We start from the raw sequence: 16,324 nt of genomic DNA on the forward strand, positions 1-16,324 counted from the left end.
CCGCGCGGCTGCATTTTACTGCACTGCGCCAACGCCGGTTGACCCAGATCAATTTTGGAGGGAATCCCCGCCCTATTCTTCTCCCGGATTTGAACGGGGTCACTTTACATGCTGCAAGGAACGCTGCGTCAGGGGTTGGTCGGGTTGCTTCTGATGACGTCGGCCCTGGCTGCCCCGACCGCCGAACAACGCGGCAAGGCCTCGCGCGCCAATTGCGCGCGCTGCCACGCGATCGACCGTGCGTCGAACAGTCCGCTCAAGATCGCACCGCCGCTGCGAGCCCTGCACCAGCGCTATCCCATCGAGAGCCTTGGGGAGGCGCTGGCCGAGGGCATCAACACCGGCCACGCCGACATGCCGGCCTTCGAGCTCAGTCCGGACCAGATCCACGATCTCCTGTCCTACCTCAAGACCCTGGAATAGCCGGCGTCATACCGCTTGCACCGTCCAGCCGATCAGCTCCTTCGCGATGCGCGTAAAGGCCCTATCGAACGCTGCGACCGCCGCGGCCGGTTCGACCTTGTCGAGCTTTTCGCTGGTCTCGACGAGACGCGAGGCGATCACCTTGCCGTTCTTGTCGACAATCCGCGCCGACAGGCCGATCTCGACCCGTGTCTCTCCCTCGGTGGCAATGCGGAAGCGCCTGATGTCGATCAGCAGCTGATAGTCCGCCTGCCCGAGATCGGCCGTGCGCAACGGCGCGTGGGCGATGTCGTAGTTCTCGAAACTGTCGATCAGCCGCGCCTGCACCAGCTTGGGAATGCTGTCGGCCCAGAGGAAGTCCGCAAAGCCCGAATTGTCGCCGCCGGGCGCGAACAGCATGCGCTGGGTCTGCAGCATGGCGACTGCCGTCGGCTCGGGGACCGCCAGTGACGCGGAGAGCGTCTTGCCGGCCGGACCGAGGTTCTGCGGCGTGCGCAGGTCATAGGTGACTTTCTGCGCCGGCGTCCCACCGCCGGTCATCTTCTCCAGGCCCGCCAAAATGCCGTCGATCTTGCCGGTGTTGCGCGCCAGCCCGTCGGAGAAGGTCTTGAGATTGGCGATGGTGTCCTTCAGCGGGCCCGAATTGTCCTCCAGCACGGTGTCGACCCGCCGCAGTGCATCCCGCGCGGCCTGCGTCATGCTCTGGCCCGCACCCGCCTCGGCAATCAAGGTCGGAGGCTCGCCGGATTTGGTGACGATGACGCCTCCCTCAAGCGTCACCACCGGCACGCCGGTCAGTCCCTGGAAATCGAGCCCGACCCTGCTGTCGGCGCGCACCGGCGTGGTTGAAGCAACCGATATTGTCGCATTGACGAAGCGTGGATTGTCCGGCGCAAGCCCGAGCTGGGTGACCTCGCCGACGCGGATGCCGTTGAACAGCACGCCGGCGCCGACCAGAAGGCCCGGCACCGGGCCCTGGAATTGCACGTGATAGCTCGTGCGCGGTCCGATGCCGCCGGTGTTGTTCAGCCAATAGACGAAGCCGAACACAGCGAGGATCGCCGCCAGGACGAAACTGCCGATCAACACGTAGGGAGCGCGGGTTTCCATGTCTCATCTCATCTCGTGTTGCAGCATCTGCGAGCGCTTGCCATGGAAATAGGCGCGCACCCAGGGATGCTCGGATTGCAGCAGTTCGCGCATCGGACCGATCGCCACGATCTTGCCGTCGGCGAGAGCGGCGACGCGATCGCAGACCGTTGTCAGGCTCGCCAGATCATGGGTAACCATGAACACGGTGAGGCCGAGGGTCTTTTGCAGGGTCCCGATCAGCGCGTCGAAATCACCCGCCGCGATCGGATCGAGACCTGATGTCGGCTCGTCCAGGAACAGGATCGGCGGATCAAGTGCGAGCGCGCGCGCCAGCGCCACGCGCTTGGTCATGCCGCCGGATAGCTCCGCCGGATATTTATCGGCGTCTTGCGCCCGCAGCCCGACCATTTCGAGCTTGGCGATCGCGATCTCGTCCATCAGCTCCTGCGACAGGACGAGATTTTCACGTAGCGGAAACTGGATGTTCTGCCGGACCGTCAGCGAGGAGAACAGCGCGCCCTGCTGGAACAGGATGCCCCATGTCGTGGCGGCGCCTTCGGTACGGCCGCCGATCGGCCGTCCCGTGACCTCGATGGTCCCGCCCTGGCGCGGGATGAGGCCGATGATGGTCCGCATCAGCACCGACTTGCCGCCACCCGACGCCCCCACGAGTCCGAGGATCTCACCCCGGCGCACGTCGAGGGACAGATGATCGAGCACGGTCTGCCGGCCGAAGCCGACCACGAGGTCGCGGACGCGGATTGAGAACTGCTCTTGCGATTCGCCCATGATCACATTCCGATCGAGGCGAAGAAAATCGCGAACAGGCCGTCGAGCACGATCACCAGGAAGATCGACTTGACCACCGACGTCGTGGTCTGTCGTCCCAGCGACTCGGCGCTGCCCTTCACGCGCAAGCCCTCGCTGCAGGCGACTACTCCGATCACCAGCGCCATGAACGGCGCCTTCAGGATGCCCACCTCGAAATGGGTGACCGAGATCGCCTCGTGCAGCCGCGCGATGTAGATCGCCGGCGCCATGCCGCCGTAGAACTGCGCGACCAGGCCGCCGCCATAGAGTGCGGCGATCGACCCGATGAAGGCAAGGATCGGCAGCGCAATCACCAGGGCCGCAACCCGCGGCAGGATCAGGACGTGGACGGGATCGAGGCCCATGGTCGAAAGGGCGTCGATCTCCTCGCGCATCTTCATCGAGCCGAGCTCGGCGGTGTAGGCGCTTCCCGAGCGGCCCGCGACCATGATGGCGACGATCAGCACGCCGAGCTCGCGCAGCACCAGGATGCCGACCATGTCGACGGTGTAGGACTCTGCGCCGAACCTGCGGAAATGGAAAAATCCCTGCTGGGCGATGATGGCGCCGATCAGGAAGGTGATCAGCACGACGATGGGGATGGCCTGCCAGCCGATGCGATAGAGCTGATAGATCAGCGATGTCAGCCGCAGCGAGCGCGGCCGGCGCAGCACGCCGATCAGGGCCATGAACAGCGCGCCCAGCATTTGAAGAAAGATCGTGAGGTCTTCGCGCGCGCCGACCGTGGACTTGCCGAGATCGTTCAGCCTGAGCAGAACAGGGTTGGGTGCAGGCGGCGGCGGCGGGGTGTGGCGGTTGACCTGACGCACCTCGTCCATCAGGCCGCTGAAATGGTCGGCGACACCGATAAACTCGGCTGATTGACCGGATGATGAGGCCCTGCGCGACAGCTTTTCCAGGACCCAGGCGCCCAGCGTGTCGAGCGCGCTAACGCCCGACATGTCCAAGGTCACGGCTCTGGATCGATCGACGTCCGCCCCGACCGACCGGGACAATGTCTCGAGCATCGACACGTTCGCGGCAATCCACGGCCCTTCCGGGCACAATTTCAGCTCTTCGCCGGAGGGCGTTGCCAGCAACAGCGGTTCGGAATTCACGCTTCCACCTCATCGGGACAACCGGGTCCCCATTCAGCCGGTCATTCTAGGCCAGCATGTGGCAGCCGGTTTGACCTGTCTCAAGACCACGACGCGTCTGCCTCCTTGACGCAAATCAAGCGCGGTCGGGCCGGTGGGTCCTAGGTTTGTTTCCATCAACGGGGAAATCAGAACCATGTTCGACAGCGACAGGATGAGCGAAGAACTGCGCACGCTGAAGGTCGATGTCGCACGCTTGCTGAGCACGGCCGGCGAGGAGATGTTCGGCAGTTCGAAAGCCCGTGCGGAGGCGCTTGTCGATCAGATCAAGGCCGCGCTCGGCGAGACCGTCGACGAGGACCAGCAGCAGCTTCAGGGCCTCATTGCGGACCGCCCGATCACATCACTTGCCTCGGCCTTCGCGCTCGGCGTAGTCGTCGGCTTCATGCTGCGGAGGCACTAGGTGAACACGGAAAATGTCGTCAAACATCTGCGTGTGCTCTGGCGCACCAACAGGATCATCGCGGACATCAGGCTGCGCCACCTGCTGATCGGCCTTGGCATGCGCGCCTTTGCGGCGCTGATCGCCGCGTTCGGGCTCCTGATGCTGGAGCTCTCCGCCTATTTCGCACTGGTGCAGATCTGGAGTGCCATTGGCGCGGCGGCCATCCTCGGCGCCGTCAATTTTGCCATCGCCGCAATTCTCTTTGTGATTGCCAGCCGGCCTCCTGCAGGCCGCGACATCGAACTCGCCAACGAGATTCACGGCGCATCCATCGAAGCACTTCAGCTCGAGGCACGCACATTCCAGGCCCAGGTGTCGGGCGCCGTCCATCATCCGCTCAGCACCATCTTGCCCGTGCTGGTGCCGCTGATTGCGGTCCTGATCAAGACTTTGCGGAGAACGGCCAAGGAGGCCCCCGCCGCAAATCCGGCTGAAGCGCGCTCATAGCGGTCGCGCTCAGAGTTTCAGCCTGACGTCGCAAATATCCGGTTCAGTGGGGTCCGGCTTCACCTCGAAGCCAAGCTGCCGGCACATTTCGAGCATCGTGGTGTTCTCCCTGAGAACATCACCGGAGATCGCTTTGAGCCCCTCCGATCTCGCGTAGTCGATGATCAGCTGCATCAGGGCCCATCCCAGACCCTTGCCCTTGAGATCGGACCGCAACAGGATCGCATATTCACCGCTCTCGTAGATCGAGTCCGAGTGGAGTCGGACCACGCCGACCATCTCACCGGTCGCCTCGTCGAATGCGATAAAGGCCATCGCGCGCGCATAATCCAGTTGGGTCAGGCGCGCGATGAACTCGTGGGTGAACTCCTTCATCGGCGCGAAGAAACGCAGACGAAGGTCGTGCGCCGTGACATGACGCAGAAATGCGTGGATGGTCGGCTCGTCCTCCGGACGCAGGGGCCGCGCGAAGATCCGCCAGCCCTCTTTGAGCTTGAGGCGGCGCTCCCATTGCGACGGATAGGCCCGAACGGCGAAATTGGCGGCGCCGGAGCCCGCAAACTTCCTTTGCGGCAACCCGACCGCGACGCGGGCATCGACCGCGGTCACGCCGGTTTCGTCCGCCAGCAGCGGATTGATGTCGAATTCACGGATCCCGGGAATGTCGGCGGCCATCTGCGCCAGCTTGACCAGGACCATGGCGACCGCGTCGGGCTTCACCGCCGGCACGTCCCGGTAAGCGCGAAGCAGCCGTGACACGCGCGTGCGGTCGATCAGGTCGCGGGCCAGTTGCAGATCGAGCGGCGGCAGCGCAAGCGCCTTGTCGTTGATGATCTCGACCGCGGTCCCGCCGCGGCCGAACACCACGACGGTGCCGAAGGTCGGATCGTCGGCGAGACCCAAAATCAACTCGCGCGCCTTCGCCTTCACGACCATCGCCTGCACGATGACGCCCTCGATGCGGGCATGCGGACGCAGCTTGCTTGCCCGGGCGAGAATGTCGGTGGCGGCGGCGCGGACCGCCTCGACCGTCGTCAGATTGAGCACGACGCCGCCGACATCGGATTTGTGGACGATGTCGCGCGACATGATCTTCAGCACGACGGTGGCGCCTTGCGCAAAGATGTCTTTCGCGTAGGCCACCGCCTGCTCGACATCGGCCGCGGCGTATGTGGGCACCATCGCGATATCGTACGCTTCGAGCAGGTGCTTGATCTCGACGGGTTCGAGCCATTGGCGGCCGTCGGCAATGGCAGCAGCTACGATCTGCTTCGCAGTACGTGCGTCCGGCACGAACGTCTCGGGCATCGCCGGTGGAACCTGGCTCAGCTCCTCCACGACTTCGCGATGCCTCACGAGGTACATGAAGCCGCGCACGGCGTCATCCTCGGTCGGATAGTTCGGGATGCCCGCGCCGGACAGTGTTTCGATGATGTTCTGGTCTGCTCCGATCCACGAGGCGAGCACGGGCTTGGCCCAACTGCGGTGCTTCTCGCGATATGCCTTGACCCGTTCGGTCACCATTGTTGCGATATCCGCAGCCGAGGCAATCGCGGTCTGCACGTTGAGGACGAGGACCGCGTCGTTGTCGGGATCGGCAAGCAACACCTCGAGCGCCGCCGCATAGCGCGACGCATCAGCGTCGCCCACGATGTCGACGGGATTTGCGCCGGACCAAGTCGGCGGCAGCGCGTCATCGAGTTTCTTGCGGGCGTCGGCCGAGATGGTCGCCGGAATGCCGCCGAGCTCGACCAATCGGTCAATAGCGAGGACACCGATGCCGCCGCCATTGGTCAGGATGGCGAGGCGCTTTCCCGCCGGCGACTCGACGCGGCCGAGCGTCTCGGCGCAATCGAACAGCTCGCGGAGATCGGAGACCCGCAGGACGCCCGCGCGCCGGAACGCCGCGTCATAGACGGCGTCGGCGCCGGCGAGTGCACCGGTATGGGTGGCGGCCGCCTTCGCGCCCTGCGCCATTCGGCCGGACTTCACCACGACAACGGGCTTCACACGCGCCGCGGCCCGCGCGGCCGACATGAACTTGCGCGCGTCCTTGATGGCTTCGATGTAGAGCAGAATCGCGCGGGTCTTGTGATCCATCGCGAAATAGTCGAGCAGATCGGCAATATCGACGTCGATTTGATCGCCGATCGAGACGATGCCGGAGAAGCCGACGCCGCGCTGTGCGGCCCAATCGACCATACCGGCCGCGATCGCGCCCGATTGCGAGATCAGCGCGAGATTCCCCGGCCCCGGCATGTGCGCGGCAAAACTCGCATTGAGGCTCACGCCGGGCATCATGATGCCCAAGCAGTTCGGCCCGATCAACCGCATGCCGTATTTGCGGGCCGCAGCGATGGCGGCTTCGTGCAGGGACCCCGGTCCATGGCCGAGCCCGGCCGAGACGATCAGGGCGCCCGCCGAGCCGCGTCGCCCGGCTCGATCAACGATGCCGGGAACCGCGCGCGCCGGCGCGGTGATGATCACGAGCTCGGGCACGAACGGCAATTTGTCGAGGCTGTCCACGGCCGCGACGCCGCCGATCTCGGCATGGCGCGGATTGACGAGGCCGAACTGTCCCGAGAATCCAGCCTTCTGAATGTTCTCCAGAACGGCGCGTCCAACGGAGACCGGGCGGGCGCTCGCGCCGACGAGCGCGACCGAACGCGGCGACAGCAGGTTCTTCAGACGATAGGTTGACATGAAAGCAAATGCGCCCGGTCGGTGGCGGTTCCGATGGTTGACGATCAGGCCGATAAACTGGCCACCCGCCTAGTACGAGAGCATAACCCAGCACGGTGGCTCGCCAACGACGGTCTTTGTCACACCGCCCCAAACGATCTCGTTCAGACGCGAATGATGGTAGGCGCCCATCACGATTGCGTCGATGGCATGGGAATTCGCCCAGCTTCCGAGCACCTTGCCAATCGAGCTGCCGCTGCCCGTCGTGGTTTCGAACGAGGCGTAGACCCCATGTACCCTCAAATGATCGACGAGAGCCGTCCCGGATTGCACGATCGCCTCGGACTTGTCGTCCGCCACGGTCACCACGCGGACCAGGGCTGCTGCCTGAAGGATAGGCAGCGCGTCACCGACCGCGCGCGCCGCACGCGCGGAGTGATCCCAGGCGATCATGACGTTCTCGAATTCCGGTCGCAGTTCGTCCACATGCTGCTCCGGGCAGAGCAGCACTGGCCGCCCGGACTCGAACAGGAGCGTCTCGATGATGTGCTCGGTTCGGCTGTCGTGTGGCTTCACGGGGACCAGCGTGAGATCGCTGAAGCGCCCGTGCTCGGCCAAGACTGACGCGATCTGATCTGCCGGCACCTTGGCTGACCGGCTTTGAGCCCGGATGCCGGTGCGGGAGGTTGCGCGGGTGAACGCATCCAGGAGATGCTGACTGTCGCCAAGCGAGCCGTTTGCCTCGGCCGCATCGGGGAGCATCACCTTCGGCCGCACGAAAACATCCTCTTCGAGTGCCAGCGCGGTGATCCTGGCGCCGAGGTCGGCAGCAACGGCCACGCATTTCTCGATCGCAGCAAGGGCCGGGCCGCGTGGCTGGCCGACGAGCGGCAGAAAGACGTCCTTGATCGGCATCGGGATTCTCCTCAGGCGCCAGAATAGGCTGGCTTTGGTCGGGACGCTTGATCCTCGTCAAGCCCGGGAACTCCGACCGGTTGGAGGGAGACAGGCGTTGACCGAAGTCAAGGACTGGCCGCGATCTGCTTCTATGGATTAACCTGATCGCGTGGCGAGCCGCCTCCCGACGCATCTGGATGTACCAGCTGGAATGACAGACGATTCTACGACTCAGGACCGGATCTTTGCGGCGCTCACCAATTCCGCGGATCATCCGAACGTGAGGCGGATCGATACGCACGCCGCTTCGGTGTTCCTCGAAGGCAGACGCGCCCTGAAAATCAAGCGCGCCGTGAAATTTCCGTTCCTCGACTATTCGACGCTCGAGAAGCGCAAGGCGGCGTGCGAGGAGGAGATCAGGATCAACCGGCCGCTGGCGCCGCAGATCTATCACCGCGTCGTCGCGATCACGGAAGAGGCCGATGGATCGGTGAAGGTCGACGGAAGCGGCCGGCCGATCGAGTATGCGGTCGAGATGTTGCGCTTCGACGAAAGCGGGACGTTGGATCATCTGGCCAAGGCCGGAGCGCTGGATGACACGTTTGCCTCAGCTGTCGCCGACGCGATCGTGGCTTCGCATGCGCAGGCTGTTCGGGCCGACGGCAGCCCATGGGTTTCCTCCATCCCCGGCCTGATCGATGGCAACAGCAATGGCCTGCGGACCCGCAATCATTTCGAAACCGAAGAGATCGCAGAACTCGGCAGAGACTCGCAAGCAATGTTCCTCTGCCTCCGGCCTTTGCTCGAAGAGCGCGGCCGTCAAGGCTTCGTGCGCCGCTGCCATGGCGACCTGCATCTTGCGAACATCGTGTCGATCGACGAGCGGCCGGTGCTATTCGACGCCATCGAATTCGACGCCCAGATGGCAACCACCGACGTGCTCTACGATCTCGCATTCGGATTGATGGACCTGTTGCACCACGATCAGCCACGCGCGGCCAACATCGTGCTGAACCGCTATCTCGCCGCGACTCCAGTCGAAAATCTCGACGCGCTCTCCGCACTGCCCCTGTTCATGTCCATCCGGGCGGCGATCCGCGCCCAGGTCGCGCTGGCACGGCTGAAGCCGCCGCATTCCGATGATCCCAGTATTCTCGACGGGGCACGGCGCTATTTTGGCCTCGCCCGCGCGCTGATCCATCCTCCCGCTCCCCGGCTGATTGCAGTCGGCGGATTGTCAGGCACCGGAAAGACGATTTTGGCACGCACGCTCGCGCCGGACGTAGCGCCGCAGCCGGGCGCCGTCGTGCTGCGCAGCGACCTCGTCCGCAAGCAGATGTTCGGGGTCGAGGACACGGACCGGCTGCCGGCATCCGCATACACGCCGGAGGTCACGGCCCGGGTTTACGAGATATTGGCTCGGCACGCCGGGCGGGTGCTGGCGCAAGGCCATTCAGCGATCATCGACGGCGTGTTCGCCCGTGAGGACGAACGGGACGCGGTTGCAGCACTGGCTCGCGAGCGTAATTTGCCGCTGAGCGGCCTATTTCTGGTTGCGGACCTCGCGACGCGGCAGGCGCGGATCGGAGCCCGCCGGGGCGACGCATCCGACGCCACGCAAGAGGTTGCCGCGCTGCAAGAGCACTATAATATCGGCCATATCGGTTGGGCGACCATCGATGCATCCGGGACGCAAGAGCAGACGCTCCAGAACTGCCGGGACGCGATCGCCGAGAGCAAGTAAGGCAATCTGCAAATGGCGCGACCCAGCACGAATTCGACGGCCGCGCGCGTCAAGCCTGCGGCGAGGCACAATGCCCTGCCCGGCCGCCTCAGCCCCGGCATGGTCTGCGACACGGCGTTCCGGATCATCGCCCGCCGTCACCTCGCCGCCGTTCTCGCCCAGCATGACGGCACCTGCCGCGGCGATCCGGAGGCGCTGCACCAGATCCGGATTGCACTGACGCATCTGCGCACCGCCATCCGCTTCTTCTCGCCGATGGTGGATGACGCCGTACGGCCGGAGGTCTGGACCGAGCTGAAATGGCTGAACAGCCAGCTCGGCATGGTGCGGGATCTCGACGTGGCGATCGAGCGGGTCATCGCCGAAAGTGGAGGCGATTTGACCGTGATTGCCGAGCTCCAGCATTGGGATGAGAAGCGCGCCGAGAGCCACCGCCTGCTGGCGCGCGCGCTGCAATCCGCGCGGTATCGCCGGCTCGTCGAGCAGACGTCAGCCTGGATCGAGAGCGGCCCTTGGTCGACCCGCCGCAGCAAGGAGGCCATCAGGCTGCGCCGCTGCGCGCTCGCCGACCACGCAACAGCGAAACTCGCGGAATGGGAAAAGGCGCTGCTCAAGAAAGCACGTAAGCTCTGCAAGCTCGGTGTCGAGAAACGGCACAAGCTGCGGCTTCTCAACAAGCGGCTGACTTATTCGATCGAGTCCCTGGACGACCTGTTTGCCGACGAATCGCTGACCAAGCAGAAGTCGATCCTCAAGCACTTGCGCAAGGCGCAAAAGTCGCTCGGGCGATTGAACGACGACGCGCGAGGGCAAACCTTGGCGGCGTCATTGAACGAGGCCGTCCCCGAGGCGGGCATTCGCTTCCTCAACCGCAAGCGCGAAAAGAAACTGTTGCGGACCGCCTCAGACGCCTACCGGAAACTCGACAAGGCCAAGCCGTTCCGCTCCGCCGACCTTGCGCCGAATGCGCAGCCCGAGGATTAGGTGTGGACATAGTCTCCCGGCGCGTGGGGCAGACCGTCAAGGTCTCCGCCTCCGGTCTGCGGTTGATCGCAGGGCGCCCCGGAGCGTGCTGCCAGCCATTCTGCCCATTCCGGCCACCACGATCCCTCGACTTGCGGTGCGAGCTTCAGCCATTCGTCCGGGCCGACATAGGGCGCATCGGCGGCCTTGATCAGCACTTGATAGCTGTGGCCGGGCTCGTCCGGCGGCGCGACGACGCCCGCATTGTGGCCGCCGCTGGTCAACACAAAGGTCACGTCGGCATCGACCTGATAGTGGATCTTGTAGACGGATCGCCACGGCGCGACGTGATCGGCGAGCGTGCCGACCACGAACATCGGCGCATGGATGTCGGAAAGCGACACGCTCTTGTCCTCGACACGATAGCGGCCCTCGGCCAGATCGTTGCCCAGGAATAGCTTTCGCAGATACTCCGAGTGCATGCGATAGGGCAGCCGCGTGGCGTCGGCGTTCCAGGCCATCAGATCGCTCGGTGGCGCACCCTCGCCCATCAGATAGTCGTGCGACAGCCGCGACCAGATCAGTTCGTTGGAGCGCAACAACTGGAACGCGCCGGCCATCTGCGTCGTGTCCAGATAGCCCCGCTGCCACATCAGGTCCTCGAGAAAGGCGACCTGGCTCTCGTTGACGAAGAGCGTCAGCTCGCCGGCCTCGGTGAAATCCGTCTGTGCGGCAAGCAGGGTGGTCGTGCACAGTCGCTTATCGCCATCGCGCGCCATCGCAGCCGCAGCGATCGACAGCAATGTGCCGCCCAGGCAGTAGCCGAGCGCATGGGTGTTCCGGCCCGGCACGATCCGGCCGATCATGTCCAACGCCGCCATGACACCCAGCTTGCGATAGTCGTCAAAGGCAACATCCCGGTCTTTGGCATCCGGATTTCGCCAGGAAATCGCGAATACGGTGAAGCCCTGGCCGGTCAGATACCTCACCAGAGAATTCTGCGGCGATAGATCGAGGATGTAGTACTTCATGATCCAGGCCGGCACGATCAGGATTGGCTCGGGTCGCACTTGAGCGGTCGTCGGATGGTACTGGATCAGCTCGATCAACTCGTTGCGATAGACGACCTTGCCCGGCGAAGCCGCGACCGTCTTGCCGACGACAAACTGTTCGTCACCCGCCGGCGTTGCGGCGGAGAGCAGGCGGATCAGGTCGCTGCACCAGTTCTGCCAGCCGAATACGAAATTCTCCCCACCGCTCCGGAACGCCTTCTCCAGCACTTGCGGATTGGTCGCCGCGAAATTCGACGGCGCCAGCATGTCGAGCATCTGACGCATCGAAAATTCGACGATGGCTTCATTTGCGTGCGACACGCCACGTACACCTGTCGCGGCATCGTGCCACCAGCGCTCTCCGAGCAGGAATGCCTGCGCAAGCAGATTGAACGGTGCGGCTTCCCACTGCGGCCCCCTGAAGCGACGATCCCGCCCCTGCGGCGCAATCACGGACCACGGCTTTTGCGACGTCGCATGCGCGGCGGCTTCCACGAACTTGCCCATGTCGCGAAGCACGTTGCGCGACATCTCCACCTGACGCTGTGGCGCCGCAGCCAGATGAGAGCTCCAATCGAGCCAGGCGAGCGACAAGGCCAGCGGCGAAATCCCGCCCGTCAACCGCGCCAGCATCGCATGAAACGCGCGGTCGAGAGGGTATGGCTCCGATAGAGGCAGGTGCTCGGCGGCGACAGGCATTTCAGCCGGTGTGTCGGGGCTCGTCATAGAGGCTTCGGGCTCAACGACAGGATTGAGGGAGAGAGCCTGCGCGGACGGCTCTTCGGCCCTTGGAAATATCTGCACGACGCTCATGGCTGAATGTTCCTGCCAGCTTCTTGGCTACGTGGCAGCAGGATATGGCGAGGCTTGGGATGCGCGTTGAGCTGCATCAAGTCCGGGCATCGGGAAAGGCCCGATTCATCCTTGACCTGCATCAAGCCGCAGCACGAGGCCAGAGCTAGGCTCCGCGCATCGACATTCGACAAGCCAGCGGAGTCCGGCATGCGCGCCCATCAGATCATGACCCGGTCGGTCATCTCGGTTACCCCAGACACCAGCATCGTCGAGGCGGCAAACATCATGCTGAAGCGGCATGTCAGCGGTCTCACGGTCGTGGACGATGCCGGCAAGCTGGTTGGTGTGGTCTCGGAAGGCGACTTCATCCGCCGCAGCGAAATCGGAACGGGACGCAAACGCGGGCGCTGGCTGCGGTTCATTCTCGGATCCGGCAAATCGGCCAGCGACTTCGTCCACGAGCACGGCCGCAAGGTCTCGGAGGTGATGACCTCTTCACCGGTGACCATCACCGAGGATACGGCACTTGCCGAGATCGTCGACCTCATGGAACGGAACAATGTGAAGCGTCTGCCGGTGATCCGCGGCGACAAGATCGTCGGCATCGTGTCGCGCGCGAACCTGCTCCAGGCGGTGGCGGACCTCGCCCGGGACGTACCCGACCCGACCGCGGACGACGATCACATTCGCAGCCGCATCATCGATACCATGGAAAAGAACGACTGGTGCCCGTTCGGGCTGAACGTCATCGTCCGCGACGGCATCGTTCATCTCAGCGGCGTCATCACCGAAGAGCGCGCGCGACAGGCCGCGGTCGTCGCAGCGGAGAACGTCACCGGCGTGAAGAAGGTGCATGACCATCTCTGCTGGGTCGACACCATGTCAGGAATATATCTGAACTCGCCCGAGGACGATGACCTCGCCAAAGCAAGCTGACCAAGGCAAGCTGACCAAGGCAAGCTGAGCGCGCGCCGATCGCAGTTCAGCGCGGAATGACGGCGGTGGCTTCGATTTCGACGCGCGCCGCCTTCTCGACGAGGCGGACGACCTGAACCAGCGCCATCGCCGGGTAATGCGCGCCGAAAATGGCGCGGTAGGCCTTGCCGAGCTCTTTCAGGTTCGTCAGGTACTCCTCCATGTCGACGACGTACCAGGTCAGGCGCACCAGATGCTCGGGCTGCGCACCGGCCTCCGCGAGGATCGCGGCGATGTTGCTCAGGGTCTGGCGCACTTGCGCGACAAAACCGTCCGCGAGACGCTCCTCGGCATCCCAGCCGATGACGCCGCCGGTGACGACGATGCGTCCCTCGGCCGCCATGCCATTGGCATAACCTTTCGGCACCGGCCAACCGGACGGCTGCAGCACCTGCGCCGTGGCGCGGGTTTCGTCCTGGGCTGCTGTCGGCAGCACCGCGAGCTGCGGGCTTTTCGGCGTCGTCACGGACAATTCTCTATCCTTCTCTCATTCCGCCGCGACGCCGGAGGACGTCACCGCGGTCTGCGCCAGTTGCCGCAGGGCAAAGCGCTTTAGTTTGCCGGTCTCGGTCTTCGGTAGTTGCATCACGAACTCGATCGCGCGCGGATATTTGTACGGCGCGATCTCGCGTTTGACATGCTCCTGCAACGCGGCCACGAGTTCCGCATTCGGCGTTACGCCCGGCGCGGCAACGACGTAGGCCTTCACGATCATGCCGCGCGCCTCGTCCGGCGCGCCGACGACCCCGCACTCGACGACGGCGGGATGCGTGAGCAGCGCCGCCTCGACGTCCGTGCCTGCGATGTTGTAGCCGGCCGACACGATCATGTCGTCCGAGCGCGACTGGTACCAGAAATAGCCGTCGCTATCCATCAGATAGGTGTCGCCGGTGATGTTCCAGCCGTTCTGGACGTATTTGCGCTGCCGCTCGTCGGCGAGATAGCGGCATCCGGTTGGCCCGCGTACCGCGAGCCGTCCCATCGTGCCCGGCGGAACGTCATTGCCGGACTCGTCGACAATCTTCGCCTCATATCCCGGCACCGGCTTGCCCGTCGCACCCGGGCGGATCTCGTCCTCGGTCGCGCTGATGAAGATATGCAGCAGCTCGGTCGAGCCGATGCCGTCCATCAGCTTGATGCCGGTCGCCTTCAGCCAGGCATCGAATGTCGGCTTGGGCAGCGTCTCGCCGGCGGACACGCATTTGCGAAGCGAGGAAATATCGCGGCCCGGAAGCTTGCCGATCATCGCCCGGTACGCAGTCGGGGCGGTGAAACAGACCGTCGTCTTATACCGTTCGATCGCATTCAGAATGTCGTCGGGCGCCGTCTTCTCCAGAACGACGAAGGAGGCACCGATGTGCATCGGAAACAGCACGCCGCCGAAACCGAACGTGAAGGCGAGCGGTGCCGAGCCGACGAAGCGGTCCTTCTGCTCCGCGCGCAGGATGTTGCGCGCATAGCCATCGCAGACCGCCAGCATGTCACGGTGGAAATGCATGGTGCCCTTGGGATCGCCGGTCGTGCCCGACGTGAAGGCGATCAGGCAGACATCGTCGGAGGCGGTATCGACAGCTTTGAACTCCGGACTTGCATCCCCCATCAGCGCCTCGAGCGAGTCACCGACGCCATTGCCCCAATAGACCACGCGCTTGAGGCCGGGGGCCGCAGCTTTCGCCTTTTCCATTTCGTCGGCGAGCTTGCCGTCGCAGAGCGCGAGCGTGATCTCCGCCTTCTGGATCGGATAGGACAGCTCCTTGGCGCGCAACAGCGGCATCGTCGCCACGACGATGCCACCGGCCTTGATCACCGCCAGATAGGTCGCGACCATCATCGGATTGTTGGCCGAGCGAAGCAGCACGCGCCCGCCGGTGACGAGACCAAGCTTGCCGACCAGCACATTGGCGATGCGGTTCACGACCGTTTGCAGCTCACGATAGGTGTAGCTGACGGCGGGGCTGATCACGCAAGGAGCGTCGCCATGTCCCTGCTCGACCCAGCGGTCGAGGAAATAGCTGACGCAGTTGAGGCGGGGCGGATATTGCAGCTCCGGCCGCGTGAAGACGAATTCCGGCCAGAGCTCGGCTGGCGGAAGATGCTGCCGCGCGAACGTATCGACATGGGCTGTCGCGGCGTCGTCGTCATGCGAGCCCGAGACTTGAACCTTGGCAGCGTTGGCCATCGCACGCTCCTTTCAGCAGGAAAGCACCCGGCAGCACTCACTCGAAAACATTTTAGGCTTAAAGCAATTTCGCGCAATAGCGGATTTTGGGCATCCCATGCTTTTTCCGGCGGCAAACGGGATTGGTGGGTGCCTCGGCCGCGGACCTAGGCCCGGCGGCGAGCAGCCGATTTCTGCGCCGATGCCTTGGTCTTGGCGAGCAGCCGCATCAATTCGCGCACATCCTTCGGCGTCAGGTCGGCGAAGAGATCGGCGATCCAGGTCTCGTGTTCCGCGGCCATTCTGCGAAACTCGGCGCGACCGAGTTTGGTCAGCCGGATCACCTGGACGCGGCGGTCCGTCTCCGACGTGCGGCGGTCGAGATGACCGGATTCCACCAGGCGCTCGACGAGGCCGGTGACGTTGCCGTTGGACACCATCATGCGCTTGGAGACGTCGGACAGCGTCATGCCGTCGGGTGCCTTGTCGAGCTGCGCCATCAGGTCGAAACGGGGCAATGTGACGTCGAAGCGCTGCCGCAACCGGCCACGGACCTCGCCCTCGATCAGCGTCGTGCAGGTCAAGAGGCGCAGCCACAGCCGAAGCTCTTCGGCGTGATCCTCCGGAGTTTCGACGGCCTTGGTCTCGGAATCGAGCATGTTGATGCAGTCACTCACGGCCTAG

General features: G+C 64.2%; 15 protein-coding genes. 6 read left to right on the forward strand and 9 right to left on the reverse strand.

Features of this window, described 5'->3' with window-relative positions:
* Positions 1-108: 108 nt before the first annotated feature.
* Complete coding sequence (locus tag AC0L20_RS32740; RefSeq protein WP_473294664.1) at positions 109-423, forward strand: c-type cytochrome; 315 nt, start codon at positions 109-111, stop codon at positions 421-423.
* Between the two features lie 6 nt (positions 424-429).
* On the opposite strand, the gene AC0L20_RS32745 is transcribed toward AC0L20_RS32740, so the two are convergent.
* The 3 genes from AC0L20_RS32745 to AC0L20_RS32755 are packed head-to-tail and all read right to left on the reverse strand — an operon-like array spanning position 430 to position 3,443.
* Entirely contained in the window at positions 430-1,533 is a 1,104-nt protein-coding gene (locus tag AC0L20_RS32745) for an ABC-type transport auxiliary lipoprotein family protein (RefSeq protein WP_473294665.1), read from the reverse strand.
* Between the two features lie 3 nt (positions 1,534-1,536).
* Positions 1,537-2,304 carry an ABC transporter ATP-binding protein gene (locus AC0L20_RS32750; RefSeq protein ID WP_473294666.1) on the reverse strand — a complete coding sequence of 256 codons (768 nt, stop codon included), beginning with the start codon at positions 2,302-2,304 and terminating at the stop codon, positions 1,537-1,539.
* 2 nt (positions 2,305-2,306) lie between these two features.
* The gene (locus AC0L20_RS32755; protein ID WP_473294667.1) at positions 2,307-3,443 is read right to left on the reverse strand and encodes an ABC transporter permease; all 1,137 of its coding nucleotides are present in this window, start codon (positions 3,441-3,443) and stop codon (positions 2,307-2,309) included.
* Between the two features lie 175 nt (positions 3,444-3,618).
* Here AC0L20_RS32755 and AC0L20_RS32760 point away from each other — a divergent pair, with 175 nt between their 5' ends.
* Positions 3,619-3,885 carry a hypothetical protein gene (locus tag AC0L20_RS32760; protein ID WP_473294668.1) on the forward strand — a complete coding sequence of 89 codons (267 nt, stop codon included), beginning with the start codon at positions 3,619-3,621 and terminating at the stop codon, positions 3,883-3,885.
* Positions 3,886-4,374, forward strand: a complete 489-nt coding sequence (locus AC0L20_RS32765) for a phage holin family protein (RefSeq protein WP_473294669.1) — start codon at positions 3,886-3,888, stop codon at positions 4,372-4,374.
* Between the two features lie 9 nt (positions 4,375-4,383).
* Here the strand turns inward: AC0L20_RS32765 and AC0L20_RS32770 are convergent, their stop codons facing one another.
* Both AC0L20_RS32770 and AC0L20_RS32775 read right to left on the reverse strand, forming a co-directional pair.
* Positions 4,384-7,077 (reverse strand): bifunctional acetate--CoA ligase family protein/GNAT family N-acetyltransferase, encoded by a 2,694-nt coding sequence (locus AC0L20_RS32770; protein ID WP_473294670.1) that lies wholly within the window; start codon positions 7,075-7,077, stop codon positions 4,384-4,386.
* Positions 7,078-7,146: 69 nt separating this feature from the next.
* Positions 7,147-7,971, reverse strand: a complete 825-nt coding sequence (locus AC0L20_RS32775) for a universal stress protein (protein ID WP_473294671.1) — start codon at positions 7,969-7,971, stop codon at positions 7,147-7,149.
* 193 nt (positions 7,972-8,164) lie between these two features.
* On the opposite strand from AC0L20_RS32775, the gene AC0L20_RS32780 reads away from it, so the two are divergent.
* Positions 8,165-9,697: a bifunctional aminoglycoside phosphotransferase/ATP-binding protein gene (locus tag AC0L20_RS32780; RefSeq protein WP_473294672.1), complete on the forward strand. Its 1,533-nt coding sequence runs from the start codon at positions 8,165-8,167 to the stop codon at positions 9,695-9,697.
* A 12-nt stretch (positions 9,698-9,709) separates the two neighbouring features.
* The gene (locus AC0L20_RS32785; RefSeq protein ID WP_473294673.1) at positions 9,710-10,681 is read left to right on the forward strand and encodes a CHAD domain-containing protein; all 972 of its coding nucleotides are present in this window, start codon (positions 9,710-9,712) and stop codon (positions 10,679-10,681) included.
* Here AC0L20_RS32785 and AC0L20_RS32790 read toward each other — a convergent pair.
* Positions 10,678-12,525 carry a PHA/PHB synthase family protein gene (locus tag AC0L20_RS32790; protein ID WP_473294674.1) on the reverse strand — a complete coding sequence of 616 codons (1,848 nt, stop codon included), beginning with the start codon at positions 12,523-12,525 and terminating at the stop codon, positions 10,678-10,680. The genes AC0L20_RS32785 and AC0L20_RS32790 overlap by 4 nt on opposite strands.
* A gap of 189 nt (positions 12,526-12,714) precedes the next feature.
* On the opposite strand from AC0L20_RS32790, the gene AC0L20_RS32795 reads away from it, so the two are divergent.
* A complete protein-coding gene (locus tag AC0L20_RS32795) occupies positions 12,715-13,443 on the forward strand; it encodes a CBS domain-containing protein (protein ID WP_473294675.1) in 729 nt (242 codons plus the stop codon).
* 46 nt (positions 13,444-13,489) lie between these two features.
* Here AC0L20_RS32795 and AC0L20_RS32800 read toward each other — a convergent pair whose 3' ends face one another.
* The 3 genes from AC0L20_RS32800 to AC0L20_RS32810 all read right to left on the reverse strand — a co-directional run bounded on the left by AC0L20_RS32800 (position 13,490) and on the right by AC0L20_RS32810 (position 16,299).
* Positions 13,490-13,948, reverse strand: a complete 459-nt coding sequence (locus AC0L20_RS32800) for a RidA family protein (RefSeq protein ID WP_473294676.1) — start codon at positions 13,946-13,948, stop codon at positions 13,490-13,492.
* A gap of 21 nt (positions 13,949-13,969) precedes the next feature.
* Complete coding sequence (locus tag AC0L20_RS32805; RefSeq protein WP_473294677.1) at positions 13,970-15,661, reverse strand: benzoate-CoA ligase family protein; 1,692 nt, start codon at positions 15,659-15,661, stop codon at positions 13,970-13,972.
* Between the two features lie 146 nt (positions 15,662-15,807).
* On the reverse strand, positions 15,808-16,299 hold the full coding sequence (locus AC0L20_RS32810) for a MarR family winged helix-turn-helix transcriptional regulator (RefSeq protein ID WP_156527288.1): 492 nt from the start codon (positions 16,297-16,299) through the stop codon (positions 15,808-15,810).
* Positions 16,300-16,324 lie beyond the last annotated feature (25 nt).

The sequence above is a fragment of the Bradyrhizobium sp. Kon58 genome (genome assembly GCF_055807455.1).

Excerpts from the sequence above, each read along its gene's own strand:
- AC0L20_RS32740 (WP_473294664.1), top strand. The coding sequence starts at position 109 with ATGCTGCAAGGAACGCTGCGTCAGGGGTTGGTCGGGTTGCTTCTGATG.
- AC0L20_RS32745 (WP_473294665.1), bottom strand. The coding sequence starts at position 1,533 with ATGGAAACCCGCGCTCCCTACGTGTTGATCGGCAGTTTCGTCCTGGCG.
- AC0L20_RS32750 (WP_473294666.1), bottom strand. The coding sequence starts at position 2,304 with ATGGGCGAATCGCAAGAGCAGTTCTCAATCCGCGTCCGCGACCTCGTG.
- AC0L20_RS32760 (WP_473294668.1), top strand. The coding sequence starts at position 3,619 with ATGTTCGACAGCGACAGGATGAGCGAAGAACTGCGCACGCTGAAGGTC.
- AC0L20_RS32770 (WP_473294670.1), bottom strand. The coding sequence starts at position 7,077 with ATGTCAACCTATCGTCTGAAGAACCTGCTGTCGCCGCGTTCGGTCGCG.
- AC0L20_RS32775 (WP_473294671.1), bottom strand. The coding sequence starts at position 7,971 with ATGCCGATCAAGGACGTCTTTCTGCCGCTCGTCGGCCAGCCACGCGGC.
- AC0L20_RS32780 (WP_473294672.1), top strand. The coding sequence starts at position 8,165 with ATGACAGACGATTCTACGACTCAGGACCGGATCTTTGCGGCGCTCACC.
- AC0L20_RS32785 (WP_473294673.1), top strand. The coding sequence starts at position 9,710 with ATGGCGCGACCCAGCACGAATTCGACGGCCGCGCGCGTCAAGCCTGCG.
- AC0L20_RS32790 (WP_473294674.1), bottom strand. The coding sequence starts at position 12,525 with ATGAGCGTCGTGCAGATATTTCCAAGGGCCGAAGAGCCGTCCGCGCAG.
- AC0L20_RS32795 (WP_473294675.1), top strand. The coding sequence starts at position 12,715 with ATGCGCGCCCATCAGATCATGACCCGGTCGGTCATCTCGGTTACCCCA.
- AC0L20_RS32805 (WP_473294677.1), bottom strand. The coding sequence starts at position 15,661 with ATGGCCAACGCTGCCAAGGTTCAAGTCTCGGGCTCGCATGACGACGAC.
- AC0L20_RS32810 (WP_156527288.1), bottom strand. The coding sequence starts at position 16,299 with ATGCTCGATTCCGAGACCAAGGCCGTCGAAACTCCGGAGGATCACGCC.